At 49.0% G+C, this 26,830-nt stretch carries 24 protein-coding genes, 1 tRNA gene and 2 rRNA genes; 11 read left to right on the top strand and 16 right to left on the bottom strand.

Features of this window, described 5'->3' with window-relative positions; genetic code table 11:
- Nucleotides 1-17 precede the first annotated feature (17 nt).
- Complete coding sequence (locus tag EHW58_RS09815) at nt 18-2,246, bottom strand: ABC transporter permease subunit (protein ID WP_152796192.1); 2,229 nt, start codon at nt 2,244-2,246, stop codon at nt 18-20.
- Between the two features lie 301 nt (nt 2,247-2,547).
- On the opposite strand from EHW58_RS09815, the gene EHW58_RS09810 reads away from it, so the two are divergent.
- From EHW58_RS09810 to ppx, 3 genes are read left to right on the top strand one after another with little or no spacing between them, the layout of a single operon-like run.
- Nucleotides 2,548-3,057, top strand: a complete 510-nt coding sequence (locus EHW58_RS09810) for a glycine cleavage system protein R (protein ID WP_152796190.1) — start codon at nt 2,548-2,550, stop codon at nt 3,055-3,057.
- A 21-nt stretch (nt 3,058-3,078) separates the two neighbouring features.
- The gene (ppk1, locus tag EHW58_RS09805; RefSeq protein WP_046075032.1) at nt 3,079-5,193 is read left to right on the top strand and encodes a polyphosphate kinase 1; all 2,115 of its coding nucleotides are present in this window, start codon (nt 3,079-3,081) and stop codon (nt 5,191-5,193) included.
- Complete coding sequence (ppx, locus tag EHW58_RS09800; protein WP_152796189.1) at nt 5,168-6,679, top strand: exopolyphosphatase; 1,512 nt, start codon at nt 5,168-5,170, stop codon at nt 6,677-6,679. Before ppk1 ends, ppx begins: the two co-directional genes overlap by 26 nt.
- Before the next feature lie 66 nt (nt 6,680-6,745).
- On the opposite strand, the gene EHW58_RS09795 is transcribed toward ppx, so the two are convergent.
- The 5 genes from EHW58_RS09795 to EHW58_RS09775 form a co-directional block, all read right to left on the bottom strand.
- On the bottom strand, nt 6,746-7,720 hold the full coding sequence (locus tag EHW58_RS09795) for a PstS family phosphate ABC transporter substrate-binding protein (protein WP_152796186.1): 975 nt from the start codon (nt 7,718-7,720) through the stop codon (nt 6,746-6,748).
- Nucleotides 7,714-9,009, bottom strand: a complete 1,296-nt coding sequence (gene phoR, locus EHW58_RS09790; protein ID WP_046075034.1) for a phosphate regulon sensor histidine kinase PhoR — start codon at nt 9,007-9,009, stop codon at nt 7,714-7,716. Before phoR ends, EHW58_RS09795 begins: the two co-directional genes overlap by 7 nt.
- Before the next feature lie 38 nt (nt 9,010-9,047).
- Nucleotides 9,048-9,737 (bottom strand): phosphate regulon transcriptional regulator PhoB, encoded by a 690-nt coding sequence (phoB, locus tag EHW58_RS09785; protein ID WP_046075035.1) that lies wholly within the window; start codon nt 9,735-9,737, stop codon nt 9,048-9,050.
- Nucleotides 9,738-9,844: 107 nt separating this feature from the next.
- Nucleotides 9,845-13,612: an AAA family ATPase gene (locus EHW58_RS09780; RefSeq protein ID WP_152796184.1), complete on the bottom strand. Its 3,768-nt coding sequence runs from the start codon at nt 13,610-13,612 to the stop codon at nt 9,845-9,847.
- A 3-nt stretch (nt 13,613-13,615) separates the two neighbouring features.
- A complete protein-coding gene (locus tag EHW58_RS09775) occupies nt 13,616-14,971 on the bottom strand; it encodes an exonuclease SbcCD subunit D C-terminal domain-containing protein (protein ID WP_077579565.1) in 1,356 nt (451 codons plus the stop codon).
- 40 nt (nt 14,972-15,011) lie between these two features.
- On the opposite strand from EHW58_RS09775, the gene rdgC reads away from it, so the two are divergent.
- Entirely contained in the window at nt 15,012-15,920 is a 909-nt protein-coding gene (rdgC, locus tag EHW58_RS09770) for a recombination-associated protein RdgC (protein WP_172970039.1), read from the top strand.
- 123 nt (nt 15,921-16,043) lie between these two features.
- Nucleotides 16,044-17,390 (top strand): tRNA 5-hydroxyuridine modification protein YegQ, encoded by a 1,347-nt coding sequence (yegQ, locus tag EHW58_RS09765; protein ID WP_152796182.1) that lies wholly within the window; start codon nt 16,044-16,046, stop codon nt 17,388-17,390.
- Nucleotides 17,391-17,554: 164 nt separating this feature from the next.
- Here the strand turns inward: yegQ and EHW58_RS09760 are convergent, their stop codons facing one another.
- Nucleotides 17,555-18,028, bottom strand: a complete 474-nt coding sequence (locus EHW58_RS09760; protein WP_152796180.1) for a hypothetical protein — start codon at nt 18,026-18,028, stop codon at nt 17,555-17,557.
- 172 nt (nt 18,029-18,200) lie between these two features.
- Here EHW58_RS09760 and EHW58_RS09755 point away from each other — a divergent pair, with 172 nt between their 5' ends.
- From EHW58_RS09755 to EHW58_RS09740, 4 genes are all read left to right on the top strand, one after another.
- Complete coding sequence (locus tag EHW58_RS09755) at nt 18,201-18,677, top strand: hypothetical protein (protein ID WP_152796178.1); 477 nt, start codon at nt 18,201-18,203, stop codon at nt 18,675-18,677.
- The gene (locus EHW58_RS09750) at nt 18,667-19,491 is read left to right on the top strand and encodes a hypothetical protein (protein WP_152796176.1); all 825 of its coding nucleotides are present in this window, start codon (nt 18,667-18,669) and stop codon (nt 19,489-19,491) included. Before EHW58_RS09755 ends, EHW58_RS09750 begins: the two co-directional genes overlap by 11 nt.
- A 4-nt stretch (nt 19,492-19,495) precedes the next feature.
- Nucleotides 19,496-19,984 carry a phage antirepressor N-terminal domain-containing protein gene (locus EHW58_RS15840; RefSeq protein ID WP_370517848.1) on the top strand — a complete coding sequence of 163 codons (489 nt, stop codon included), beginning with the start codon at nt 19,496-19,498 and terminating at the stop codon, nt 19,982-19,984.
- Between the two features lie 82 nt (nt 19,985-20,066).
- The gene (locus tag EHW58_RS09740; protein WP_152796174.1) at nt 20,067-20,990 is read left to right on the top strand and encodes a hypothetical protein; all 924 of its coding nucleotides are present in this window, start codon (nt 20,067-20,069) and stop codon (nt 20,988-20,990) included.
- On the opposite strand, the gene EHW58_RS09735 is transcribed toward EHW58_RS09740, so the two are convergent.
- From EHW58_RS09735 to EHW58_RS09725, 3 genes are all read right to left on the bottom strand, one after another.
- Nucleotides 20,971-21,465: a hypothetical protein gene (locus EHW58_RS09735; protein WP_152796172.1), complete on the bottom strand. Its 495-nt coding sequence runs from the start codon at nt 21,463-21,465 to the stop codon at nt 20,971-20,973. The two genes, EHW58_RS09740 and EHW58_RS09735, sit on opposite strands and share 20 nt — an antisense overlap.
- Nucleotides 21,466-21,543: 78 nt before the next feature.
- Nucleotides 21,544-22,428: a hypothetical protein gene (locus EHW58_RS09730; RefSeq protein ID WP_152796170.1), complete on the bottom strand. Its 885-nt coding sequence runs from the start codon at nt 22,426-22,428 to the stop codon at nt 21,544-21,546.
- A 100-nt stretch (nt 22,429-22,528) separates the two neighbouring features.
- A complete protein-coding gene (locus EHW58_RS09725) occupies nt 22,529-23,053 on the bottom strand; it encodes a hypothetical protein (RefSeq protein ID WP_194163217.1) in 525 nt (174 codons plus the stop codon).
- On the opposite strand from EHW58_RS09725, the gene EHW58_RS16030 reads away from it, so the two are divergent.
- Nucleotides 22,989-23,177, top strand: a complete 189-nt coding sequence (locus tag EHW58_RS16030; RefSeq protein WP_152796166.1) for a helix-turn-helix domain-containing protein — start codon at nt 22,989-22,991, stop codon at nt 23,175-23,177. The genes EHW58_RS09725 and EHW58_RS16030 overlap by 65 nt on opposite strands.
- A 70-nt stretch (nt 23,178-23,247) precedes the next feature.
- Here the strand turns inward: EHW58_RS16030 and EHW58_RS09715 are convergent, their stop codons facing one another.
- From EHW58_RS09715 to EHW58_RS15670, 3 genes are all read right to left on the bottom strand, one after another.
- A complete protein-coding gene (locus EHW58_RS09715; protein ID WP_152796164.1) occupies nt 23,248-24,084 on the bottom strand; it encodes a hypothetical protein in 837 nt (278 codons plus the stop codon).
- Nucleotides 24,085-24,245: 161 nt separating this feature from the next.
- Nucleotides 24,246-24,791, bottom strand: coding sequence for a hypothetical protein (locus EHW58_RS15675; RefSeq protein ID WP_194163216.1), 546 nt, complete (start codon nt 24,789-24,791; stop codon nt 24,246-24,248).
- A 38-nt stretch (nt 24,792-24,829) separates the two neighbouring features.
- The gene (locus tag EHW58_RS15670; protein WP_194163215.1) at nt 24,830-25,384 is read right to left on the bottom strand and encodes a hypothetical protein; all 555 of its coding nucleotides are present in this window, start codon (nt 25,382-25,384) and stop codon (nt 24,830-24,832) included.
- Between the two features lie 364 nt (nt 25,385-25,748).
- Here EHW58_RS15670 and EHW58_RS09705 point away from each other — a divergent pair, with 364 nt between their 5' ends.
- Complete coding sequence (locus EHW58_RS09705) at nt 25,749-26,003, top strand: YfhL family 4Fe-4S dicluster ferredoxin (protein ID WP_077522394.1); 255 nt, start codon at nt 25,749-25,751, stop codon at nt 26,001-26,003.
- A 233-nt stretch (nt 26,004-26,236) separates the two neighbouring features.
- On the opposite strand, the gene EHW58_RS09700 is transcribed toward EHW58_RS09705, so the two are convergent.
- The 3 genes from EHW58_RS09700 to EHW58_RS09690 form a co-directional block, all read right to left on the bottom strand.
- A tRNA-Asp gene (locus EHW58_RS09700) sits at nt 26,237-26,313 on the bottom strand.
- 101 nt (nt 26,314-26,414) lie between these two features.
- Nucleotides 26,415-26,530 (bottom strand): 5S ribosomal RNA (gene rrf, locus EHW58_RS09695).
- A gap of 86 nt (nt 26,531-26,616) precedes the next feature.
- Nucleotides 26,617-26,830, bottom strand: a 23S ribosomal RNA gene (locus tag EHW58_RS09690); the annotation flags it as partial.

The following is a 26,830-nucleotide window of genomic DNA, read 5'->3' as shown; positions in this document are numbered from 1 at the left end:
GCGCATTCTCATCTCGGTTAAAGGTTGCTGTATTTGTCACGCAAACGCTGACGGATCAGCTCTGCCAATGTGTTAAAGACAAACGTGAAGACAAAAAGAATAAAAGCGGTTAAAAACAGCACTCGATAATGGGAACTACCGACTTCAGACTCCGGCATTTCCACCGCAATATTGGCCGATAAGGTACGTAACCCTTCGAGCAAATTCCAATCCATGATAGGCGTGTTACCGGTTGCCATCAGTACGATCATTGTTTCACCGACCGCGCGCCCAAGGCCCATCATTACGGCAGAAAAAATACCAGGGCTTGCGGTAAGCAACACCACCCGAATCAAGGTTTGCCAGTGTGTCGCCCCTAAGGCCAAGGCGCCGTTTTTAAGGTGAGGGGGCACAGAAAAAATCGCATCTTCGGCAATAGAGAAAATGGTTGGGACTACCGCAAATCCCATGGCGATACCCACCACCAGCGCATTGCGCTGATCATAGCCGATACCCAGTTCATGCGTCATAAACTGGCGCGCATCGCCCCCTAACCAGACCTGCTCTACCCATGGTCCAAGGTAAGCGGCTACTACGCCCACCATCAATAACGCCGGAATAATGACCACTATCTGCGCGTTATCAGGTAAGCGGCGTCGCACATATCTTGGGATCATGCGCCACACGCCGCTTAGCCCAAGTAAAATAATAGGGATGAGCAGGAGCAACAAAAAGACGCTAGCAATGTGCGACTCAACCCAGGGTGCCAGCCACAAACCGGCCAAAAAGCCAATAATGACGGTGGGCAACGCTTCAATCGTTTCCACCGTCGGCTTCACCCAGCGCCGGAGCCCGGATGACATAAAGTAAGCAGTGTATATGGCCGCGCCAATCGCCATCGGCACCGCAAAAATTAAAGAAACCAAAGCGACCTTTAAGGTACCAAAAATCACGGGTACCACACTGAGCTTGGCTTCAAAGCTGTCATCCGCAGAGGTCGATTGCCACACATACTGCGGAGACGAGTACCCTTCATACCACACTTTCTGCCATAGCGAGTGAATACTCACTTCTGGGTGAGGGTTGTCGACGGTCAACCATTGCCATTGATTGTCGACCACAGCAATCAGCCCATTTGCACGAGGCGTAAACGCCAAAGCGTCGGGCAGCGCGGTAAACTGAGCATCGAAATGGCGCTGTTTCTCACTGGTGGCATGCACTAGGCTAAGTCGTCCCGTTTCATCTACCGTCGCCAGACTTTTACGGTGACGCTCAGGTGCGAGACGTGCCACGCCCTCCCCCGGTGAAAACGCGCGCACTTCAGTTAACGATGGCTCACCATTTTTCACCACATCGAACCATTGTGTGACGGTGCCATCTTGGTGCTGAAGGAGCAAAGAGCGTCCCCCGGCTAGCATCGACATTTTCGTGACTGGGCTGGGGACCACATTGTCGAGATTAACCGTTTCGCGCAACGCTAAATCGTTCCCGTTTACGCGCCAAATCGCTAAACGATTTTGTTGATGCACAAACAAGCGCTGCCCGTCTCCTGATAACGCGATATGGTCAACGGCTTGCGAAAGAGGCACCATGCTTTTCTGCGTACCACGAAAAACCACCAAACGGTTATCCTGAGTGACAGCAGCCAGCACGGGCGGGATGGTTTGACCGTGTAAACTATCCGGCACCGCAACAGTCAGCTGGTTAAGCGGCTGCGCGCTCGCGTCCACGATCAACTCACGACCAAAGGCCGGCATAGTGGACAATTGAGGGACCACTGAGGCGTCAGCTTGGTATTGTGTACGAAAGCGTAATTGCCAAGCAGCTACGCGCCCAGGCGTCTTTTCCACCGCCAAAAATGGCGTAGATGCTTCGACGCGGCTTATCGCAGGCTTATCCATGCTGGATAGCGGCTGCTGTAATACCGTTTGCGCGCGGAGCACGGCGCTGGCTGTGGGAGTCTCAGACCGTTGCGGGCGTTTGGCAACCGTTAACACACCTCGATCATCCAAGCCATACACCAGTTGATTGCGCGTATCGGCACCAATGTATTGAGGCACGCCGGGAGTGGCTAAGGTAAAGCGCTCACTCAAGCTCACACTCGCTTGGTGAAAAAGCGGTACCACCACCGTGAGTAAGTAGAAGAAAAGAAGCAGCAGGGTCACTAATACCATCACGCCACCAAGACGTACCGTTTGGCGAGTCAGTTTATCTTTAAAACGCCGCGCCGGTCTGGTGTCCGTTAATGATGGTGAAGAGTGGGTCATTCGTGCCTCTTTTTATTAAGCAAGCCCTGTATTGTATGTCATTACAATGACAATTTTGTGACAGCGAGACGCACGACGCCGCGTTTCACAAACACGGCATCGCATCACTGTCGTCCAGTGTATCGTGAGTGGTCATCAACGCCTAGTCACGCTATCGCCACGCAATAAATATGCAACAAACGGGCTTTAGGCTTGCTCAAGTTGATATTGGGCACACTTTCGTGAGTTTAGCCTCCAGCAGCATAGACAACACCTTGACTGGCCTCAATAATTGTCTAAAGAATCGCCGTAAGGATCACGCATGAAGCATTTTGTTATCACATTAGTGGGCCCAGATCGCGCTGGCCTCGTTGATCAAATATCACACACGGTTTTCAATCATCACGGCAGCTGGCAAGCCAGCCGACTCAGTCAGCTAGCAGGGCAGTTTGCCGGCATCATTCACATTTCAGTGTCAGACACGTACGCTGATGAGCTGGTCCATGCGTTACGCGCGCTCGATGGTTTACAGTTGCTCATCACCGATGCGACGCCCGCCTCACCGTCTCCGATTACCCATACGTTGTCGGTAACAGACAACGACAGGCGCGGCATTGTGCAAGCGCTCAGCCAGCTGCTCGCCGCTCATGGCGTCACCATCAACAAACTCAACACGCAAACACAAAGCGCCGCCAATACGGGCGGGCAAATTTTCACCGCAGATTTTTATTTAACGGTTCCGCCGGCAGCGGACATTAACGTATTGCATGAAGCCCTTGAAACGCTGTCAGACGACTTGATTGTCGATTTTGACAGCAATTTTATTCAGTAGAACAGGATTTTCTTACGCGTTATGACTTTAGACTCTTATCATGTCGACAAAGAACTTAGCTGGCTTTCTTTTAATGAACGTGTCCTGCAAGAGGCCGCGGACAAAAGTGTGCCTATTATTGAGCGAGTTCGGTTTTTAGGCATTTTTTCATCCAACCTTGACGAGTTTTATCAAGTACGGTTTGCCGACGTGAAACGGCGCATCATTATCGATGAAGAACGCGGAGTGGAAAGTCATGCCAAAGAGCTATTGAGCAAGATTCAAGCGAAAGTCGTCAAACTGAATCAAGATTTTGATCATCTTTACAACGATATTTTGCTCGAAATGGCACGCCGCCATATTTTTTTAGTTAACGAACGTCAACTCTCTGACCATCAAGCGCAGTGGCTAAAACGTTATTTTAGAAGCAATATTTTGCCTTACATCACGCCAATTATGCTTAACAAGGACGTCGATGTTTTAAGCTTTTTGAAAGATGCCTACTCTTACCTCGCCGTACAGCTGAAAAAAGAAGGGGAAGAGCCCAAGTATGCGCTGATAGAGATCCCAACTGATGAATTAGAACGCTTTGTTAAAGTTCCTGAGCCAAAAGGAAAACGGCAGCGAAAAACCATCATTTTACTCGATAACATTATCCGTTTGTGTTTAGACCAAATTTTTAGTGGTTTTTTCGACTACGATACTGTCGAAGCGTACGCGATGAAGATGACCCGCGATGCGGAATACGACCTGACCAATGAAGTGGAGCACAGCCTGCTTGAAAACATGTCAGAAAGCTTGGATCAGCGTTTAACCGCCCTACCGGTTCGGTTTGTTTATCAACGCGATATGCCACCGGAAATGGTGAGCAAATTGATTCAGGTATTAAAAATCTCCGACTACGACAGTGTCTTACCGGGTGCTCGCTATCACAACTTTCGTGATTTTATCGGCTTTCCGAACGTTGGACGTAAATACCTGGAAAACCCGCCTTTGCCACCGTTCGAATCGGCTGATTTTCAACTACAAAACAATGCTTTCGATGCTATTCGCGAACGCGATATTCTACTTTATTATCCCTATCATACGTTCCGCCATATGACTGAACTGGTGCGTCAGGCGTCGTTTGATCCTAAAGTGCGTAGTATTCGGATTAACGTCTATCGTGTGGCGAAAAACTCTCGCATTATCAACTCGATGATTGATGCTGCCAACAACGGAAAACGCGTGACCGTCGTGGTCGAGCTGCAAGCACGTTTTGATGAAGAAGCCAACATCGAATGGTCACGGGTGCTCACGGATGCTGGCGTAAAAGTCGTGTTTGGCACGCCAGGGCTCAAAATTCACTCGAAACTGTGTTTAATTTCTCGTCGTGAAGACGGCGTGCTACGCGATTATGGCCATATCGGCACAGGTAACTTTCATGAAAAAACGGCGCGTATTTATACCGACTTCGCGCTGTTTACAGCGGATCAGCCATTGACGTCAGAAATCCGCAAAGTATTTGAGTTTATTGAAAACCCGTATCGTCCTGTAAAGTTCAACCACTTAATTGTCTCGCCACGTAACTCGCGGCGTCGTATGTATAAACTGATTGAGCGTGAAATTGAGCATGCGCAGGCCAAACGTAAGGCAGGTATTACGCTCAAGGTCAACAACCTGGTCGACAAAGGCCTAGTGAACCTGCTGTACAAAGCCAGCAATGAAGGGGTGAAAATTCGCATCATCGTACGCGGTATGTGCTCGCTGGTGCCTGGGGTTAAAGGGGTCAGTCAGAATATCAAAGCAATCAGCATTGTTGATCGCTTCTTAGAGCACCCCCGCGTGTTTGCCTTTGAAAACGGCGGTGAACGTGATATGTATATTTCGTCTGCCGATTGGATGACTCGCAACATCGATAACCGGATTGAAGTTGGGGCTCCCATTCGCGATCCCAGACTGAAAGATCGCATCATGGCCATCTTGGAGATTCAATTTTCCGATCGCGCGAAAGCCCGCGTTATCGATAAAGCCATGTCCAACGCCTACGTCAAACGGGGTAACAAGAAAAAGATCCGCTCTCAGACCGAGATCTATGATTACCTTAAGCACGCAGAGCGCCAAGAACTCAAAAACGCGGAAAAGTTGCAACATGACACACCCCCAGTCAAAGGATAAGCCGCGCGAAATCGCAGCGGTTGATCTCGGCTCTAACAGTTTTCATATGGTCGTCGCGCGCGTCGTTGGCGAAGGGTTACAGATAGTGAGTCGCCATAAACAACGTGTGCGACTGGCTGCAGGGTTGGATGATCAACATTGCCTCAGTGATGAGGCGATCAGCCGTGGTGTCGAGTGCTTAGCCATGTTCGCTGAACGGCTGAACGGCTTAGACATGGAGAATGTCCGTATCGCCGCCACCCACACCTTGCGCCAGGCCCGCAATGTCGACACCTTCATCAAGCGGGCAAGACAGGTTTTGCCCTACCCGATTGAAATTATTTCCGGGGAGGAAGAGGCGCGTCTTATTTACATGGGCGTCTCCCACACGCAGCAAAACGTTGGCCGGAAGTTAGTGATTGATATTGGGGGCGGCAGTACAGAATTAGTGATCGGGGATAACTTTGAGCCCGCACAGGTTAACAGTAAACGGGTTGGCTGCGTGAGTTATAACGAGCGTTTTTTCCCCAAAGGCAACATTACGCCTAAGCAATTTGCCGCCGCACAGCTGGCCACCCAACAAAAGCTAGAAAGCTTGGCTTCTCAATACCGTCAGGCTGGCTGGCAAGTGGCGCTCGGCGCGTCAGGCACCATCAAAGCGATTCGTGAAGTGATTATCGGCCTGGGTGATGAAGACGGCATTATCACCCGTAAGCGGTTAGATAACCTGATCGAAAAACTGCTGAAGTTTAAAACCAGTGACAGTATCGATTTACCGGGCTTGTCGGTCGACCGCCAACCGGTTTTCGTCGCAGGCGTGGCGATTCTTTCTGGGATCTTTGATGCGCTTGCCATCGAATCGATGCGCTTCTCTGATGGTGCGTTACGTGAAGGATTGCTCTATGAAATGGAAGACCGCTTTCAACGTACCGATATCCGTGGTCGTACGACGGATGATATGGCAGCACGCTACAACATCGACCTGAGTCACGCCCGTCGCGTGCAACATACAGCCGCGTATTTTTATGCGCAAGCCGAGCCGGATAAGGGTAGTAAGAAAGCAGAGCTCGCCGGGCTTTTGAATTGGGCTGCGCTGCTGCACGAAGTGGGGTTAAGCATTGGTTATCCTGGCTACCACAAGCATTCTGCGTATATTCTGCGCAACACCAATTTGCCTGGGTTTAACCAAGAGCAGCAAACCGTGCTAGCCACCCTCGCGCGCTTCCATCGTAAGGCGCTAAAACTCAATGAAATGCCTAAGTTTACCTTGTTTAAACCTAAGCTCATCGAGACGCTGATTTGCGCACTACGGTTAGCCTGTGTGTTGCACTCACAACGTAACGACGAGGCCTTGCCAGAGATTGCTCTCAGTGTCGACAAAAAAGGGGCATGGCAACTCACCTTCCCTACCGGGTGGCTGCAAGAGAACCGTTTGCTCGCGGCGGACTTGGAAGCAGAGCAGGCATACTGGCAGTCAGTAAACTGGGGGATGACCTTTAGCGACTGAGAGCACGACAAGCGTTCGGTGGAGGCCGTCGTTTCCGCAACGCTGAGTCCCTAAACGTCTAAACCCTTAACGCGAGTCTGTTAGCGACGCATCCAGCCCTAATGCCTGTCTTTGCGCACGCACCGCTTGAGCCGGCAAGGGAATATAGCCTTGCTGACTCACCGCCTTCTGCCCTTGCGCCGACAAAATATAACGCATAAATGCCGATTCAAGTGGCGCCAGCGGCTGATTGGGCGCTTTATTGATGTACAAATATAAATAACGGGTAAGGGGGTACTCACCCGTTCGAATCGCTGAAGGGGTGGGCTTTATCGCCTTTTTACCTTGGTGTGAAATCGCCAGCATGCGCGCCCCTGACGCTTGATGGCCGATCCCTGCATACCCGATCGCATTCAGCGAAGAGGCCACCGACTGCACAACAGACGCCGAACCGGGCTGCTCATTCACATCGGCTCGAAAATCCCCACGACACAACGCAGCTTGCTTAAAATAACCATAGGTACCGGATACCGAGTTACGGCCGAATAATTGCAAATCTCGGTTGGCCCAACGGCCTGATAAGCCCAATTGCCCCCAGGTTGCCACCGGTTTACTCGCCCCACACCAGAGGGTGCGAGAAAATACCGCATCCAACTGTTGAAAACTGATGGCGCGTAAAGGGTTGTCTTGGTGGACATAGACGGCCATCGCATCCACCGCAACGGGTACCGCGGTAGGAGGATAGCCAAAACGTGCTTGAAACGCATTTTCTTCACTGACCCGCATCGGACGACTCATGGGGCCAAGTTGTGCGGTCCCTTCCACCAGCGCGGGGGCGGCGGAGGCAGAGCCTGGCGTTTGTAGCTGTATATTCACCCCTGGATGTAGCCGTTTGAACCCGTCAGTCCAAGCGGCCATCATATTGGCTAGGGTGTCTGAGCCGACAGAGCTCAAGTTACCGGATATACCGCTGCTACGTTGATAATCAGGCAGCGTGTCGGCATGACTAAAGCCCGCCATGCTCACTAGCAGGCTGGCTGTGGCAATAAACCGCTTTAACATGCTAACCGCTCCGGTAAGGTAAAGGAGAACGTGCTCCCCACCCCAAGTTCACTTTGAATATCTAATTCCGCATCGTGATGACTTAACGCATGTTTTACGATCGCCAATCCTAAACCACTGCCACCCGTTTCACGGGAGCGGGCTTTATCCACCCGATAAAAACGCTCAGTTAACCGATCCAGATGTTGCGGCGCGATCCCCTCACCACTGTCCTGTACTTCCAGGCGTGGGCCTTTGCTTGCGCGATACCAACGCACAGTGATCCCAGCGTTGGGCGGGGTATGCTTTACTGCGTTATAAACTAGGTTGGAAATCGCACTGCGTAATTGATCGTCATTGCCTTTCACTTTAAGGCTGGTATCAACTTCAAACGTAAGTACATGCTCACTATCACCACTTAAGGCTTGGGCTTCTTTTTGTAGCACATCAAGCATGGCTGGCACATCCACATGATGATCCAGCTCAGGCTTGGCCGCTGCTTCAATTTTAGACAGGGTCAAAAGCTGTTCTACCAGTGACTCCATCCGAGACAATTGCTCGGTCATCACCCCATGTGCTTTCGGCCACATGGGACCAACAACCATCTCCGGATCTTCAGTCATTTCTAAGTAGCCACGCAAAACCGTCATCGGCGTGCGTAGCTCGTGTGAAACATTGGCGAAAAAGTTGCGGCGCATCCCTTCCAGTTGCTTTAACTGAGTGATATCACGCACCACCATCAAATATTCGCCTTCCGCATAGGGCATGGTCCGGAACTCAAGTGTGCGCGCGCTATTGAGGTGAGAGCGCATCTCGAGCGGCACATCGTAATTGGCATCAGCAATATAACTGACGAATTCAGGGGCGCGGATAAGATTACTGATATGCTGGCCATTATCATCAGGCATACGCAAGCCGAGCAGTTCTTGAGCTAATTTGTTACACCAAACAATGGCACCGTCACGCTCAAAAACCACCACCGCATCCGGTAAAGACTCTGCCCCGTTGCGAAAGCGACGAATCAGATTCGCCAGCTCCTTACGGCGACGACGATTACGCTTTTGTAAGCGATAAATCCCATTAAACAAAGGCTCCCAGGAGCCGGTGCCTGAGGGTGGCATCAGGCTTTTGTCTTTCCAAAGCCAATCCGACAGCTTGACTTGCTGATGCAGGTGCCAAAGCAGCATGGCAACGGTGGCGCCAAGCAATAGCCAAGGTAGGCCACCAAACAGCCAACCTATGATAAACCAAGGTAAATAAAAAAAAGCCAGCTCCCAGGCTAGCTTCTTCCAAGACAGTCGTTCGACCATTGCGTCTCCATGCAGCCTACACCTGATGTAGGCGGGATTTAACTACGTGTTGAGAAACGATATCCAGCGCCGCGCACGGTTTGTACCAGTTTAGCGTGTCCACCGGCTTCCAGCACTTTGCGCAAGCGACGAATATGCACATCCACCGTTCTATCTTCAACATAGACATTGGTGCCCCACACGTTATTGAGTAGCTGCTCGCGGCTATATACTCGCTCTTGATGGGTCATGAAAAAGTGCAGCAGCTTAAACTCGGTCGGCCCCATGTCTAGCGGATTATCATTGGCGGTCACTCGATGCGAGACAGGGTCAAGCTTCAACCCTTGTACTTCAATGACATCATCCAAGGTTGTCGGCGACACGCGGCGCATCACCGCTTTTAATCGCGCCACCAGCTCTTTCGGCGAGAAAGGTTTGGTGATGTAGTCATCGGCCCCTACTTCTAAGCCTCGCACTTTGTCTTCTTCTTCGCCCCTTGCGGTCAGCATTACCACGGGGATTTGTCGGGTTAACTCTTCCCGCTTTAAGTGCTTAATAAGATTGAGCCCCGATCCGCCAGGTAACATCCAATCCATCAGGATCATTTCTGGGTAAGGCTCGCATATTTGCGCCAGTGCCGAGTCGTAGTCTTCTGCCTCAACCGTTTGATAACCTTTTTGTTCAAGTACAAAACAAAGCATCTCGCGAATGGGGGCTTCGTCTTCAACAACGAGAATCCGTCTAACCATGATAATTACCTAGTGTTATCATTGAACTGGCGCCATTATGTGGATTTATTATGACATTTTTGTGACCCAGCGCGAGCTATTTTCCCCTTGTGTCGACAGGCTGTGACCTAGCCTACACCTTGCTGTGTCACTAATACACGGCTTGCGCCGCCACCTTGGCTATCTACACGGACTTGTGCACCAATCCGCTCAACCAGTGTATTCACATGCGAAATCACCCCAATTTGTCGGCCATCCGCTTGCAGGGTATCCAGGCAGGCTAACGCCATTTCTAAGCTATCAGGGTCTAGGGTGCCGAAGCCCTCATCAATAAATAGAGAGCCAAGCTGGCGGGTATCTGCCGCTAAAGAGGCCAGTGCTAGCGCCAGCGAGAGCGAGACTAAAAAGCTCTCTCCGCCAGACAGTGATTCGACACTGCGCACCTCATCACCCATATCGTGATCGACCACCTGTAACGCCAGCAAGCTATCCGGCACCGTTTGCAGTGCATAACGTGGTGACAATGACGCCAAGTGCTCATTGGCAATCTCGACCAGCTGGGACAAGGTTAACGACTGCGCAAGATTACGGAATTTAGCGCCACTGGCAGAGCCTATCAGGTCGGCCAACTTCAACCATTGCTCGGTTTGCTGCCGCTGTCCCTCGATTTTTTCGGTCAGCGAGCCGGCTTGCTGTTTGGCTTTTTCCGACTCAGTCAATTGGTGACGAAGCGTAAAGAGGCGCTGCTCCTGCTCCTCGAGCGCTTGCTGCCACTGTGACTGCTGTGCGCTGAGAGACGCATCATCATCAGGTAGCTGCTGTGCCACTATCCAAGCTTTGGTGTCTGCCATGGTTTGCTGACAATGAACAAGCTGTTGCTGACGCTCATCAAGGCGCGTTTTGGCTTCTTGATAACGCGCTTCAACATCGCTGATCGCCTGTCGCTCATTGGCACGCCATACCTCGCTATACGACAGCGCGCCAATCAAATCATACTGATGAACACCGAGTTCCGGCTGCCATTGGATCCAACGTCTCACACTTGCGCGGTAGCGCTGATCCGCCTCACGCTGCTGGGTATCAAGCGTTTGCTGGCGCGCCTGCACACCAGCACGCTTTTCACTGGCCTGCGTGTAGGCTTGCTCAGCTTGGTTACGTTGTGCGGCTTGTTCTTCAATGGCCGCTTTGTAGGATCGCTCTAGCGCCTCCAGATCTGATTGCGGGATCAACGCTTGGCGCGCGGCACTTTGCTGTTGATGCTCTTGTGCGAGGGTCACCAGTTGGGCTTGCCGGGCTTGAATATCTTCTGACAAGCTCTGGCACTGCTGAGAAAGCGAGGCGAGGTCGGTCTCTCTTTGTTGCTTATGCTCAGCAAGCGCCGCTTTTTCGTCTTGCAGTGCCTGATAGGCTTGAATTTTTTGCTCCATCTGGCGGATATAATGCGCGGCGCCAACCTGTTGCAGGCTCGCCAGCCACTGTCCAGCGCCTAATTGCTGATCCAGCGATTGGCTGACTCGAGTCACTTGCGTCTGTTGCTGCTGCCATTGCTCATCAATCGCATTGAGCCGTGTCTCACACTCAGTCAGTGACTGGTCGAGTTGATGACGTCGAGCCACTAGCTGCTCACGTGCATGCTGGAGTTCGGCAATGGCCGTATCCATTTGCTGAATGCGGGCAAGCTGTTGTTGGCGCTCTGTCATCGCTTGATAACAGGCTTGATACTCGGCATAGGTTGGTTGCGCCTGTGCGTCAATCTCGCCGAGGATGTCACTGAGTGGACGCGATAAGTCGATGGTTTCATCCAGCTCAGCGATCGCAGCATGTACCTCTCGTTCGCATTGCTGTCGCTCAGCCTGCCAAACCGCTCCCTGCTCTTTTAACTCGGCACACGCGTGCTGGCTTTGCTGGTGCTGCCTTTGCCAGTAATAATACTCGGCGTGATGTTGGTTATACGATGCTTGCAAGGCGTCTACACGCGCCTGCTGCTGCGCGATCATGCCTTCAATCGCGGGGGCGTGGTGCAGGTAGGGGTGCTCGGTGGCCCCACAAAGCGGGCAAGGATCCCCCTCGTGTAAAGTTTGGCGAAGATCATCAAGCTCGACCACCGCCATCGCCTGTTGGAGGCTATTTTGTGCTTCTTCGACCTGAGCCTGCTCACGGGTCAGCGTGTCTTTCAAATGCGCTAAATGGGTTTGGCTGTCTGCAAACAGTGCTTGATGTTTTTCCAGCTCCGCTTGGTTATGCTGACAGCACTCTTGCCAATACTGCCAGTTTTTTCCCTCATTGAGCACCGCTTCTTGCTGCCGCTTTTGTGTGTGCAGTTTGCTATACCGCACCTGATCCGCGTCTTGATTTGCCTGCAGCGCCTCAGGCTCTAACGCTTGTCGCTTGGCTTTCAGCTGCGCACTGCTGTCATCAACTTGGGCAATGTCTTTGTCCAACTTGTCACGTTGCGGCTGCCAGTGTTGCTGCTGATGATAACGGGCTTGATACTCTTCTTGCAGCGCAGAGAGTGTATCTTGGCAATCGAGGTACTGGCGCAGGTTATCAAACACAGGTTGATAGTGTTCCGCCACATGAGAAAAGTCACCATAACGGGCGATTTCTTTTTCTATCGCCGCCTCACGTTGTTGCTGTTGTTCGGCTTGCGCACGCGCTTGCGCAAAAGACTGTTGGGCTTGTCGATACTTTTGCTGTTGCTCATTCAGCGCTAGGTTTTGCTCATGCATTTGCCGTTCAATGCCAGACAGTTGGGTATCTATCTGTTGCGCTTGCCGTACTTTAGGCTCAAGCTCCGCCCAGCTTTGCTCGGCCTCCGCCACTGCCCGATTAGCGTCGCGCCAACGTTCAGCCTCTTGTTCATACGCTTGGGCTATACGACGTTCTTCACGCGCGAGCTGATGGCGTTCGAGTGTGAGCGCCTGGCGTTGCCATTGGGTGGTCTGCACCGCTTGCCAATCGTCCCGAGCTACTTGGACACGCTCTATCTCGTCCAACGCGTCACGCCGGGCGGCAATGCTCTCTCGCGCTTCACTCGCTTCATCGAGCGCCTGCTGAGCCGTCTCAACGCCCTGCTGCGCTTGCGCAAAATGCGTGTGTTGTTGGCGATAGTCATTGAGTTTTCGGAGCTGAGTGTGTAAATCGTGAATGTGCTGCTGGCATTGCGTCTGCTCTTGATGCAATTGCTGTTCTTCGTCATCCGTGAGTAACTGAATATCGCCCAACTGTTGGGTCAGTTGATCCAGTGCTTGCTTTTCATCACGTGCCCGCTCGTGCGCCATTTGCGACAGCCGGCTATATATTTCAGTGCCTGTCATGCGCTCAAGCAAGGCCGCTCTATCATCTGCAGACGCTTTTAAGAAAGCGGCAAAATCCCCTTGCGGTAACATCACCGCACGGCGGAACTGTTCATAGCTCAGTCCCACTAAGCGCTCTATTTCACTGAGTACCTCCTGTTTTTTACCGGCGATACGTTGGCCTGTGGCGAGGTTCTCCAACCAATGCTCGCTCGCCTGTATACGGCCGTCCGCCTTACCGCGTGCACGGCGTACCAACCAATGCGCACGCCAACGGCTGCCATCATAGGCGACAAAATCCACTTCCGCGTACCCCTCGCCTTTACCACGCGATAAGATACTGCGCACATCATTGGCTTTAACCCGAGTGGTCGGGTCGCCCAAGCCAATATCCGCATCATGCTTTTTATTGGACTGAAAGCGCGGGATCTTGTCGTAAAGCGCCAAGCAAATCGCATCCAAAAGCGTCGACTTTCCCGCGCCCGTTTTGCCTGTGATCGCAAACAAGCCACTGTCACCCAGCGGTCCTTGTGAAAAGTCCAATGCAAACGGATGTTGAATGCTGGCCAAATTCTCGCCACGTAATGCCAGGATTTTCATCGTTTATTGATCCTCGTCCTGTTCCAGTTGCTCCAATAACTGAGAAAACGTTGCTGATAACGCCGTATCAGGTTCACCTTGATACTTTTGCTGCCAACCATGGCGAAGCACCTGATAGGGCTCGACCTCCGAGAGACGTTGCTGTCGAAAGCCACTTGTTTGTGGTTGCTCGCGATAATGCGGTGTGATTTTGGCAAGCCGCACAGGTTTACCATCCAAGGCCGCTAGAATTTTTTCCCTGAGCATCGGCTGGGGTTTATCTAACAAAACAGGGACATCAAGCAAAGGTTGCTGCGACAGCGGTAAAGGCTCAAGCGTGAGTCCCGCCAGTGCGTCGAGTACCGTTTCCAACGGTGAGGGCTGTTCCGGAACCCGCCATAAATCAACGGCACGCGGCACATAATGTGGGATCACACTTTGTAGCTGATTGTCTTCAAGCGTTACCGCTAACACTTGGTGCCGATAGTGGCGTTCGGATAACGACAAAGGGATGGGCGAGCCGCAATAACGAATCCGTGTTTGCTTTGCCACTTGCTGAGCTAAATGCAAATGTCCAAGCGCGACATAGGCAATATCCTCACTGAAAATATCCGCCGGCAGCGCATGCTGATTCCCCCCAAGAATGCGCCGCTCTGACATTTCTGACAACTCACCACTGGCCATATACACATGGCCCATCGCTATCAACGCCTGATCAGCGCGCGCGTTTTCACGCCCAGCTTGCTCCGTTTGCTGATAAATACTTCGCACTCCCTCAATAAGCCGATCGTCCTTTTCATCGAGTCCTTCTGTACGCAAATCACCACTTCGCAAAAAAGGCACCGCCAATACCCAAGCCGCGACGTCGCCTGACTTATCGGTAATAGGCACTCGCATACGTTCTGTATCTAGGTGACCGTCACTGTCACGGGCAATGGCACCAATTAAGTGTAAATCAAAGGCTTTCAGTAGCTCGTGTGGGGCGTCGAGTTTGCTAGGTGAGTCATGGTTCCCGCCGGTGATCACCACATTTAAGTGTGGCAGTGCTTTGGCAACATCAGCCAAAAAACGATACAGCATTCGCCAAGCGCTGGCGGGTGGGTTGGCGCTGTCAAACACATCTCCCGCCACCAATAAGGCATCGGCTTGCTCATCAATGAGGCATTGCTTAAGCCAATCGAGAAAGGCTTGATGTTCATATTGGCGATCATAGCCATGTAGCTGATGACCAAGGTGCCAATCGGAGGTATGAATGATCTTTAACACAACTGAGGTAATCCGTTCATTGAGGAAGCTGGGCAAGTTTGTCTCGCTGAAGTCGCGAGCAGGGTTAAATTCTACGCTAATTGCAGCGACATTCGAGAGTGAATGCAATACCATGTTGCCTTTCTCACAACAGGATGGATAAAGCCTCGCCATGATTTGGTTTAAGAATTTACTCGTCTATCGTCTTACCCGTGATATTCCCCTCGATCCAACACAACTGGAAAGCCAGCTGAGGGAGTTCGACTTTACCCCTTGTGGCAGCCAGGACATGCAAAAGTTTGGCTGGGACAATGCACTGGGTAAGCATGGCGATATGCTCACGCATGTCAGTGGTAACAATATCCTGATCCGCGCTCGCAAAGAAGAAAAGTTGCTCCCCGCGTCGGTGATCAAAGACGCCTTGGAAGAGAAAGTTGACGCCATGGAGCAAGCCCAAGGGCAACGCCTGAAAAAGCGCGAGAAAGATAGCCTAAAAGACGATGTGGTCATGGAGCTCTTACCGCGTGCCTTCACGCGTCAAAGTCAGATGTGCGCTTTGATTATGGCGGATAAAGGTTTGGTATTAGTTGATGCCGCCAGTATCAAAAAAGGCGAAGAGTTGCTCGCCCTTCTACGGAAATCCATCGGCAGCTTACCCGTCGTTCCCGTTGAAACCGAGACTCCGGCAGAGCATGCAATGACCGAATGGGTCAAGCAAGGCCAAGCGCCGCAAGGCTTTCACCTCGGTGATGAAGCAGAACTCAAAGCACTGCTGGAAGAAGGTGGGGTGATCAAATGTAAACAGCAAGATCTCACCAGTGATGAAATTCAGGCGCACCTGGAGGCAGACAAGCAAGTCACCAAGTTGTCCATGGACTGGCAAGAACAAGTCGACTTCATATTAGGCGATGATTTAAGCGTGAAGCGACTGAAGTTCTCCGAGGAAATTCGCGATCAAAACGCTGACATCGACCGAGAAGATGTCGCAGCCCGCCTCGATGCCGACTTATCGCTGATGTGCGGCGAGCTCGACACCCTTCTAGATGGCTTATTCACCGCGTTAGGCGGTTTAAAAACCGACTAACTAATCCCCACAAAGATTAGGTAAATTCGGCTGGTAGTGTGGGTAATGTCACAGTAAAATGGCGCCCACACTCACCTTCAACGTGAAGGTGCCTGACTTATACTCAGACTCAAGCTTGGAATTATGTTTACGCCAGAATTACTCTCTCCCGCCGGTAGCCTAAAGAATATGCGCTACGCGTTCGCCTATGGGGCCGACGCCGTGTATGCCGGCCAGCCACGCTATAGCCTGCGTGTGCGCAACAATGAATTTAACCACGACAACCTGAAAATAGGCATTGACGAAGCCCATGCGCAGGGTAAGAAGTTCTACGTGGTCTGTAACATTCAGCCGCACAACGCCAAGCTAAAAACCTTTATTCGCGATCTCAAGCCAATTATCGATATGGGCCCTGACGCACTGATCATGTCCGATCCTGGCTTGATTATGATGGTGCGTGAGCACTTCCCTGATATGGCAATCCACCTTTCCGTGCAAGCTAATGCAATTAACTGGGCGACCGTCAAGTTTTGGCAGCAGCAAGGGATTGAACGTGTGATCTTATCGCGTGAACTATCACTGGAAGAGATCGAAGACATCCGCCAACACTGCCCTGAAATGGAGCTTGAGGTGTTTGTTCACGGCGCGCTATGTATGGCGTATTCTGGCCGTTGTCTGTTGTCAGGCTATATTAATAAGCGTGACCCAAACCAAGGCACCTGTACCAACGCCTGCCGTTGGGACTACAAAGTGCATAAAGGCAAAGAAGACGACGCAGGCCAAGTCGTACAAGTTCAAGAAGTGACCCCAACCCTGGGTAAAGGCGAGCCAGTTGATGATGTCGTGTTGCTTGAAGAAGGCGGACGCCCGGGTGAGTTGATGGCCGCGTACGAAGATGAGCACGGCACCTACATCATGAACTCAAAAGACTTGCGCGCCATTCAGCACGTTGAACGCTTGACCCAAATGGGCGTGCACTCGCTAAAAATCGAAGGTCGCACTAAGTCTTTCTATTACTGCGCACGTACAGCACAGGTGTATCGCCAAGCAATTGATGATGCCGTGGCCGGTAAACCGTTCGATGAGAGCCTGATGAATACCCTCGAGAACCTTGCACACCGAGGCTACACCGAAGGCTTTTTGCGTCGTCATACCCACGATAGCTACCAAAACTATGACTACGGCTATTCGATTTCTGAACAGCAGCAATTTGTCGGCGAATTCACTGGCAAGCGCCGTGGCGATCTGGCTGAAGTGGAAGTGAAAAACAAATTTATGCTCGGTGACAGCCTTGAGCTGATGACACCGCGAGGCAATGTCCATTTCACCCTAGAAGCGATGGAAAACCGTAAGTCAGAAACCATCACTGATGCCAAAGGTAGCGGCCACTTCGTATTTATTCCTGTGCCAGAAGGTATGGATCTAGAGTACGCGCTACTGATGCGTAACCTGCAATCAGGACAAGATACACGTAACCCATCGGGTAAGTAATATGGCACCACTCATCACCAATAAATGTATAAACTGTGATATGTGTGAATCCGTGTTTTTTATTACCATATAACAACCACTTATAAATTTGTGTTACTCGGCGTGTACCACTTTGCGCCGCGTAACACAAAATAAGGGGGTAATTTCCTGCTTCACAATCACCGCTAAAGCAAAGCTCCCCAGTCAGTTGCTCCCTTAGACACTAACCTAAATTCTTTAAGTTTCAGTAGAGCATCTACCGATTTAATAAGAAAGCCTAACGCTGGATAAAATTCATTGCTTACCGACACACTGCAAGACGTAGGCATTTCTCGGACGCCTGACGTATCGAACCACGTTCTCTCTAAAACCTGTTCGTTTTTACCTTCAGCATCTGGCACATAAACAGCCACTGACTCAATAAGCAATTCATGATCCTGTAAAAACGTGATGGAAGTGCGTATATCAATGCGCTTGCCGAAAGCCTCTAGCTGCATGGCTCGATGGGTGTCTGTATAGGGCATTACGACGGTGATACCCTGTTCATCCAGCGCCGTAGTATCTGGCTTTGAGTAAAATGCATCGACCACACTGATGATTCTTTTATAGTCACGCTGAGCTGCTTTGTACCGCATTGAGCGTTCGGGGATATAAGACATAACGCTGCTCCTTTTTAAATTGAATAGTGATGATTGCATATACACGCTCACCCTATCGCTGCGTTATCCCGAACTCTGTTGCTGAGATCGCGTTTCTCACACCTGAGATTTATCAACAAAAAGCACAGCAATGAATTTATCAGAGTTATGACGTACTGGAGGCCATCACTCATTGCGTAATGCGGATTTTGCAAGTAAATTTGAGTGTGGTTATGCGCAAACGAAAGTTCACTGTTTTAATATGAAAGAAAGCAATAGAAATGAATATTACATTTGGGTGTATGGAGGTCTATCTGCATTCTGCATGACCTATATTTTGGCATTACTTAGCGCAGGAGAGCTTGTGCATAGCAGCTTATCTCTTGAGATAGCTTTAACTCTTAATGTAATATCTCTCGTTATTTTCACTTACGCCCTTGGCTTTCATCTCTATGCTAAAGAAAAAAGAGCATCGATAGAGGATATTGAAAACACACTAGATGAAACATCGATGCGGATAGTTTTAACTGGGATCATTTTTATTTATCTCACTTTGCTTTTTACAACGTTTTACTTTTCATTTATATCATCATTAGCATTTCTTATAACATCTATTGTCTTACGAGAAAAAGCCAAACCATTATTCAAAGGTTTACATAATGAAAAATAAAAAAATATTATCATATTCATTAGTGTTAGTTTTACTCTTCGTATACTTCATATGCATGTTCTTTATTCCTTTTTATGAGGGGGGTGTCCATCTCCTCAGAGCCACGTTGCTTCAATGGCAAACCTTCAATGCAGGCATGGTCGCATTGATTGCAGCAGTAATAACAGCAGCCGTAGCAATAAAATCTGATAAAGCTGCATGGGAAAGACATTACGATGCCATAGAGCGGGAGTTAAAAGCAACGCGACTATTATTAAATCTACCACTAAGGTCAATAATTGAGTACATTAATTATTGTATAGATGAAATATTAAACTATTATGTTGTTATTGACAAATTCGACAAGGAGAAGAAAGAAAAGTCAAAGGAGATTATGATTAGAAACATCGAGCAAATGGAAAAACCCAAAGACCATGAGAAGATATTTACTGACTTTATAAAATTATCCTCAGGACGTGAAGAGAAGGTCGAGAGCATTCTTACCGGAATACTATATGAAATAAACATTTTCATGTCACACTTACACTTAATGAAGAGAATAGAAGAAAACAGATTCATCCGAGAAAAAACAAGATTAAAGCATACGATTGCAATGGGGTTAATAGTTAAGCAGATGGCTTCTGACTTGTTACCCTACGCCAACACCTATGTCAATAACAGTCGTTCTGTGAGGGAGACGTTTACAGACAAAAAGATATATAAAACGTTAATATCCACCCACATTGAAAACAAGAATATAAATATAGACGAGGATTTTCCCTCTGATATAGAGACTATGGCTGAAGGCTTATTTCGAGATTTACATCGCGGTTGAATGTATGGGAATGGACTGGGGAAACCAGTCCAGAAAGCTAACTGGCAACAGTGCACGATGGGGTGTTGTCAAAATGCCAATTCCCTCTATCGATAAACACAACCCCATGATATGCCTACCGCTCCGTACACTCTTTGGCTGGCTGCAAACCCTCTCCCCCAACAAAGTAAAACCCAGTATTCGTGACCGCGTGATCCGCTACCAAAACGAATGCGATGATGTGCTGTGGCAATATTGGGCCGCAGAAAGCCGCCAACCCTCTCCACAAGTAATAGAGCCACCGCACCAAGCACGGCTGCTTATGGTAATGGACAGGGGCAATGTGGTGAGCACCCAATTGGTGGAGAACGATGCCGTGGTTGTCTCACGCGGGCAAATTCCCGCCCTGTTGCGCGAGCCGGGTTATTTTAGCGTGGCCGAGCTTAAAGCCATTGCCGAAACCTCGCTTGATAAAATCGCCGAACTAGCGGAGTACACCGAGCAGCGGTATTAACCATGCATGAAAAGTGCGACAGATGAGGCATGACTTTGCGGTCATGCCCGTTTACCATTTAGGACATTCATTGGAAGGGAGCATGATAACGGTGGATGAATCAACGGAATCAATCTGGGTCAAGGCAAAAGCGAAGCTAGCATTGAACCCCAGTACAGGATTGGAGAACCAATGGCTGTTTTGGCTAGCCGTACTGACTCCCTTATCACTCGCACTGGCATTGGCAATTCCTGTGTGGCTTGAGTATTCGCTTTCGTTCTCCGCCAAAGGCTATGGCACATTCTTAAAAGTCAGCGCTCTTCCAATCGGCATTAGCTCGCTCTCCATCCCTTTGGGTGTGCTGATTGGTAGGTTACACGGCACAAAACAAACAGCGCTGCAAATCTCAGAAGCGCAGGCAACGAACAGAACCAACCTCTACTTGGCGCATTATGAGCACTTTAGAGATCATTTTGGCGAAATCCAGCAATACGTAATTGACTTTACCAATAAGTCAAGAGTCTATTTAGATATAAAAACCTTATACCGTAGCCTCTACCCTGAAAATAATATAAATAACGGCGTGATGCATAGTGATAACAAGGTTTTACTACATGCATGCAAAATCGTGTGTAGGTTTGATACGTTTATTCGTTCTAATATCAAAGACCTGAATCAGGGAACCGCAGACAGAACAAGTATAATCAATGGCATGACATTCATAGAAGAGGAGTTGAAAGAACAATTACCTCTTTTAGGGTTTGAAGTTGATGAGAGGTTTAAACGTCCTCCCTTTCAGGTAGAGAACATTCAACTAGTGGCCAATGCACTCAAAAAATTAATATTAAAATCAGTTACTTTTGATCAAAACTTGGAATCAAAGAAACTGGATGCATATAGAAAAGAATTCCTAGGTGCTCTTGAAAATATTGCTTCGCTGGATAATGTCAACCATCAAGATAAAGAACGATTAAATGATCTTTGGAGAGCAACAGAAGGCCCTTTATCTATCGGGGATGAACATTAATCAAAATAGAAACCAATTTTGTTAGTGCTTGCCGAACAACATTGTTGAAACAATGAGGCTCAATAAATAGCATGTGCGTTTCACCTTCCCATACAGTATCCGACAAAAACGCACTCTCATCACTCGTAAACGGCAGCCTAATCGGCTGCTTGCACTCATGGTGGGTGACAATCTCTGCAATGGGTAACCGGCAAATAAAAGTGGTGACATGGCGCTTAAAGTCTTCGCCGTCTCCCTCAATAGGGTGCCAGCCGCTAAACGGCATTTCGGCAAGCAATGTTCCACTTAGCCGCCGATACCAAGGCGTGATGGTGGTTTCGGGGTAGCCGTTAAGCTCGTTGTATAACCATGTTTCAAGTTCATGCAGTTCATTCTCCACCGCATAGTCATACGCTTTTTCCATCACCGCCACCAGCGATGCATGCTCGTTCATGGCCTCACGTTGTAGATCAATCAGTGCTGAAGTTGGCCTCATCCTTTTGCCTCCTTGTTTGGTTTACTTGTAACCCTCCCCATTAAAAAGAGTCCGAGCGGCCCCTATGTCTGTGCAGTGTTATTCGTTCAGCTTTGGCAGAATGGCGTTCTTCTTACTGTTACCGTATTCAATTTTGCGTACCAACGGCATTGGTATCTCAAGGCTTGATTGGGAGCTTTCGCTATAAACGGTCAGATAATTGTTACTACGGATCAGCAATCCGCCGTCTATTTTTTTCTCGCTTTTACTATCAGCACCAAGCATGTAAACAGATACAGGTTTCCCGCCACCAAAGCCCGCAAAGCGAAGGAATTCAGCGTATTTAGAGGGGGAAAACACAAACCACAATACAGTAATAATCGCAAGCATTGACGCTATAACGGCCATTCCTTTTATCCATTTAGGCCTACCTATCACTAGAACAAATAGTGCAATCAATAAATAAACAAAAGACTGTTTCCCGTGGTTAAAACAACTTATGTCACCACAATAACCCCCAATCTTCAACACAGCTACAACTGTAAGATAGAAAAGAAAAGGTACCAGTACAATTAAACCTAGCATCAATAAGTTTGAAAACTTAGCCATTATTTCTTCGGCTTTCAGGCCATCATCCAACTCCCCATATTTAGGATACTTTTTACATAGCCACGAGTTTATTTTATGAATTGATTGGATATAGTTTAACAATCCAATCAAAACCGCTTTTATAATGAAGTAGGCAAGCAAAATCACTGCGAAAACAGAGGTAGCTATCAAAATAGCGGTTATCTTTAGGTATGGGACACCTTCTGCAGGCATTCTAATGCCATACCCAAAGGCATACATATAAGTAGCAAATTCACTCACAAAAGCAAAACCACTGGTCCATGAAATGACAAATACAATCAACTTCAGGTACGTGTAACGCTGAAATGCGCTCAAAGCTTGTTCTTTAAGGGTTGTTGACGGCTGCGGGGGCATGATTCTCTCCTATCACTCAGAAACTGCATAGTACTGAGTGATAGGTTGGTTGCAAAGCCTTGATGAATTAATTTATGTTATTGATAATAATATAAATCATTCAATCTTGATCTATGCCCGAATAGCCCAGCTGCGTGGTAACGTCATTGCCGGATGTAGCATAAGCGTATTTCTCTTCCATCTTGCGCATTGCAATCTCGGCAATTTCTTCACTGTTTTGGTTAGGTGAAGATTCAATGTTGATCTGAGGTGCAAAGTGCATGGGTGGTTTTTGTGCAGCTTCTGCCTTTTTACGTTCTACCTCTTTGATTTTCTCCGCCGTCACCTCGGGCGGATCCAGTTTGCGGCCAAGCCATGCGCCAATTTCTTGCCCGCCCAAGCCGCCAGCAATACCACCGACAAGCCCGCCAATGGCGGTACCGATGCCCGGCACGACCGAGTCAAGCGCTGCGCCTGCCAGTGATCCACCTAAATCCCCCAAGGCCGAGCCGGCTTGCTCACCGTTGCCATCGCGAATGCCGCGATAAGCCTCTACTGAGTTCACGGCATAGGAAAGTGGCTTGAGGATCCGGGATAGACCGAAAGAGGCGTGTGAAGTTTTGGGGATCACACAGAAAACACTCATCGATTGGACCCATTCACACCGGCATCGCAGTTTTCTCGCCCCCATTCGGTACAGCGCACGCCGCGTGCGCTACCTAGAAAGCCAAGTGTATGAGTTCAAGCGCCGGTGTTTGAGTGTGAGTTAAACGAAGAAGCCAAGCCTAGAGCTTGGCTTCTTCTCATAATACGATGTCACCCTTGCCCCCTATGTGTTCACTATTCAGCCAACCACTCGATATCTAGGTTACAGAAAGAGGCGATATCTTCAATAAGCTGTTTGGGAATTACCATCGCTTCAAAAATCAACTCAAATACTGCACTACCTCTATCAGGATCTTTTTCACCTCTAAGACTTAGCCCTTGGTATCCTGCTAGTTGGCCAACTTTCTTAGAGAATGTACTGATATTTTTGGGCTGGCCAGTAACTCGAACTACCAACATCAAAAACGTCCCACTCACTTTATTTGAAAAATCGCCTTTGTAACTTTGTGAATGAACAAAGTTCATTAACACATGCTCAATTCTATCTAACCTTTCTACCATATACTTATCAGCATCAGTGGTCTCGGTAGACTCTTGGAACACGATGGACTCGGTTGCTCGATAGATTGGATTATCGGGGACACTATCTTCAAGTGCTGAATCAATCATCCCTGCCATCTTAGGCTTCAATTCATGAGCTCCTGCCATATCATTTTTATAAAAAAGCGTTCTTTCATCTGAAATATCAAACGGGAGTACTGTCTCAACTTCAGCGATAGTCACAACAGGGAGTCGTTTAGCATGACGAACAGCAAGCTCATACATCACATTCGGGTTTAAGCCCGTTAAGTTTGCTATCACAAGATCGTCTTCAAGTAAGTGTTTAAGAACCTGCTTAGTTATCGACCCAGAGGTTTCAATCTCATGCGCCACAAAAACGCTAAACCCTTTTTCTTCTAGAACGGGTTTGATAACCGCATCTAAAATTCCTTGAGCTTTCCGGCGAATGCTAGACTCTTCTGGCCCTATTGGCGTTACGACAAAACAACGCTTTTGTGACTGCTCACTCATCACTACTCTCTCTAAATAAATATGGCTTTCTTGGTACCTACGGATAACTCACCTGACGTGAGGGGCTAGGCTAGCCCTCATCACGCTTAGTTACTGAACTAGTATGCCAAACATAGCTCAGCAAAGCGTTAACCCAGTTCATAACTTACGATATCAACTTGTTAGAGCTTTCTTCTTAGCAACGCCGCGTTCTCAAGAATGCTCTCTGCATGCGCTTGGAACCCAATGCGCTTTAGGGCCATCTCTTCTTGCAAAATCTCGTCTGAAAAATCGTAGTGTTCGGCCATAGGGTCGCGGTCTATTTTGTGGTGCATGCACAGGGCGCTTATCTCGCGTACCTCACTGCGGGATAAGCCTTTGCAACGCAGTAACACAATGATATTGGTTTTAAGAAACTTGCGGCAAATGGTGTTAAACGCGCCGGCACTGCCTTTTACCGTGCCATCGTGAGTGATCCCTTTAATGGCATTTTCGGGCATGTGTCTTTTTATGAGTTTATCGAGTGTCCGTTTAGAAAACGGCTGTGACGGATCTGAGACCTTTAAGAACACATATTCCTTATTACACGTAGGTACGGCATGCTGCCATTCGCGTTGTTCTTCAAGAATCTGTTTAAGCGGCTCTGTAATAGGCAAACGAAACTCACCTTGCGTTTTCATAGCGCCACGTAGGCCAATCACCGCGGCAGGATAAACAATCTCGCTCATCGCCTCATCGATGTATTCCCACTTGAGGTTGCAGACATTTATCGGGCGCCCCCAGTCAGGATCATATACCGCACCGCATTTTTCTGATGCTGCGAGGCACAGCTTGCCAAGTTAAGCCATAGCCTAGCCATAGAGCCAATATCGGTATAAAGGCGTGTAGGTAGGGGCCGCTGAACGCGTGATGATACATAGTCATCAGGGATGGAGGCAGCTACATTTTTACCGTTGGCCAAAAGCGGTGCACAAAATCGCCACACGCGGCGTAACTCGGCAAATAGCTCTAATGCGTGGTTGTTAGACTTTGTAGCGATCCACGTATTCACTACATCGATAAGCTGGTTATAAGAGACATCAGCAAAGACAAGAAGCTCATCGAATGCCAGTCGGAGTTGTTTGATGCGAGCAGAGTAAGTATCAAAACTGGCTTCGCTCATACTCTGGCGAGCCACGCGCCCCCGCAAATCGTCTTCATACATCGATATAGCTTGTGCGACAGATTCTGCGCGTAAGCCATCACGGGCTATCTCGTGGGCTTTTTCTCGTGCTATCGGGAGCTGTAGCTCTGGATAGGTGCCGAGTTTGCGTCCCTTCAAGCCCATCTCTTCTGGGAACGTGGCATATATGGTGACTTTACCGGTTTTACTAAAATCGACACGCAGGTAGTTCGCCTTTTCACACTTCGACCGGCGCTCAATTGCATGCTCATAATCACTTTTTGGCCGTTTTTGAGGTTTATGTTAAAGTGCGCGTCACTGTAGAGGCCTTTGTTCAACGGGGCTCATCCGTAAAGCTCACACATGCTACTTTTTGAATACGTAAAAAATACCATGCGTTACGGATTTGCGTTACTAAACATGGAAAAATAAAGTTCACTTCAGTAACTCAAGGCAAAGAACAGTTAATAAAAGCAATTCGTAAATGATTGATATAATTACCAAAAATAGTGATTTTTGAAACATGGCTCTATTAATAACAGACCGATGCATAAACTGCGATATGTGTGAGCCCGAGTGTCCCAACGGGGCCATCTCGATGGGTTCCGAGATCTTTGAGATCGAGCCAGATTTATGTACCGAGTGTAAAGGCCATTACGACAAGCCAACGTGTCAGTCGGTCTGCCCTATCTCCAAATGCATTATCACCGATCCCGATAATGTTGAGACAGAGGATCAGCTCTTAGAAAAATTTGTGGTCATCCAAGGGATGGCCTAAGCCATTAAAAGCGCCGCAAGGCGCTTTTTTTATGTCTTGTTATTCTCCAGCAATAACCCTAACACTAAAGGGGCGCTTTAAACGCAAAAAACCCCAGCTTTTCAGCTAGGGTCTCTAAGTAGTGGCGGAGTGCCGGGACTCAACGCGCACTGCAAGTGCCGCGACCAAGACGTCTGGCTCTGGGGAGCTTAAATGCAAAAAACCCCAGCTTTTCAGCTAGGGTTTCTAAGTAGTGGCGGAGTGGACGGGACTCGAACCCGCGACCCCCGGCGTGACAGGCCGGTATTCTAACCAACTGAACTACCACTCCGCACCAATTCTGTCTCATCAAAGTCTTACATCTATTTGCTTTGATGCTTAAATCTGTTTTTGCCTTCAGATTTTTCCAAAAATCTGAAAACAAGAAAGCAAGCCTGGCGATGTCCTACTCTCACATGGGGAGACCCCACACTACCATCGGCGCTGCTTCGTTTCACTACTGAGTTCGGCATGGAGTCAGGTGGGTCCAAAGCGCTATGGTCGCCAAGCAAATTCGGTAATCTAGAAAGCTGTTCGTTCTCGCCACAATCAACTGGCTTTATTCGAGTCCAACCCAAAACCTCTTGGGTGTTGTATGGTTAAGCCTCACGGGCAATTAGTACAGGTTAGCTCAACGCCTCACAGCGCTTACACACCCTGCCTATCAACGTTCTAGTCTAGAACAACCCTTTAGAGAGCTCGAAGCTCTAGGGATGACTCATCTCGGGGCCAGCTTCGCGCTTAGATGCTTTCAGCGCTTATCTGTGCCGAACTTAGCTACCGGGCAATGCGTCTGGCGACACAACCCG

It is taken from the genome of Salinivibrio sp. VYel1 (genome assembly GCF_009377945.1).
GTDB classification, from domain to species: domain Bacteria; phylum Pseudomonadota; class Gammaproteobacteria; order Enterobacterales; family Vibrionaceae; genus Salinivibrio; species Salinivibrio siamensis.
Note: the sequence above shows the minus strand (reverse complement) of the source record. Positions and strands in the feature narration are given on the sequence as shown.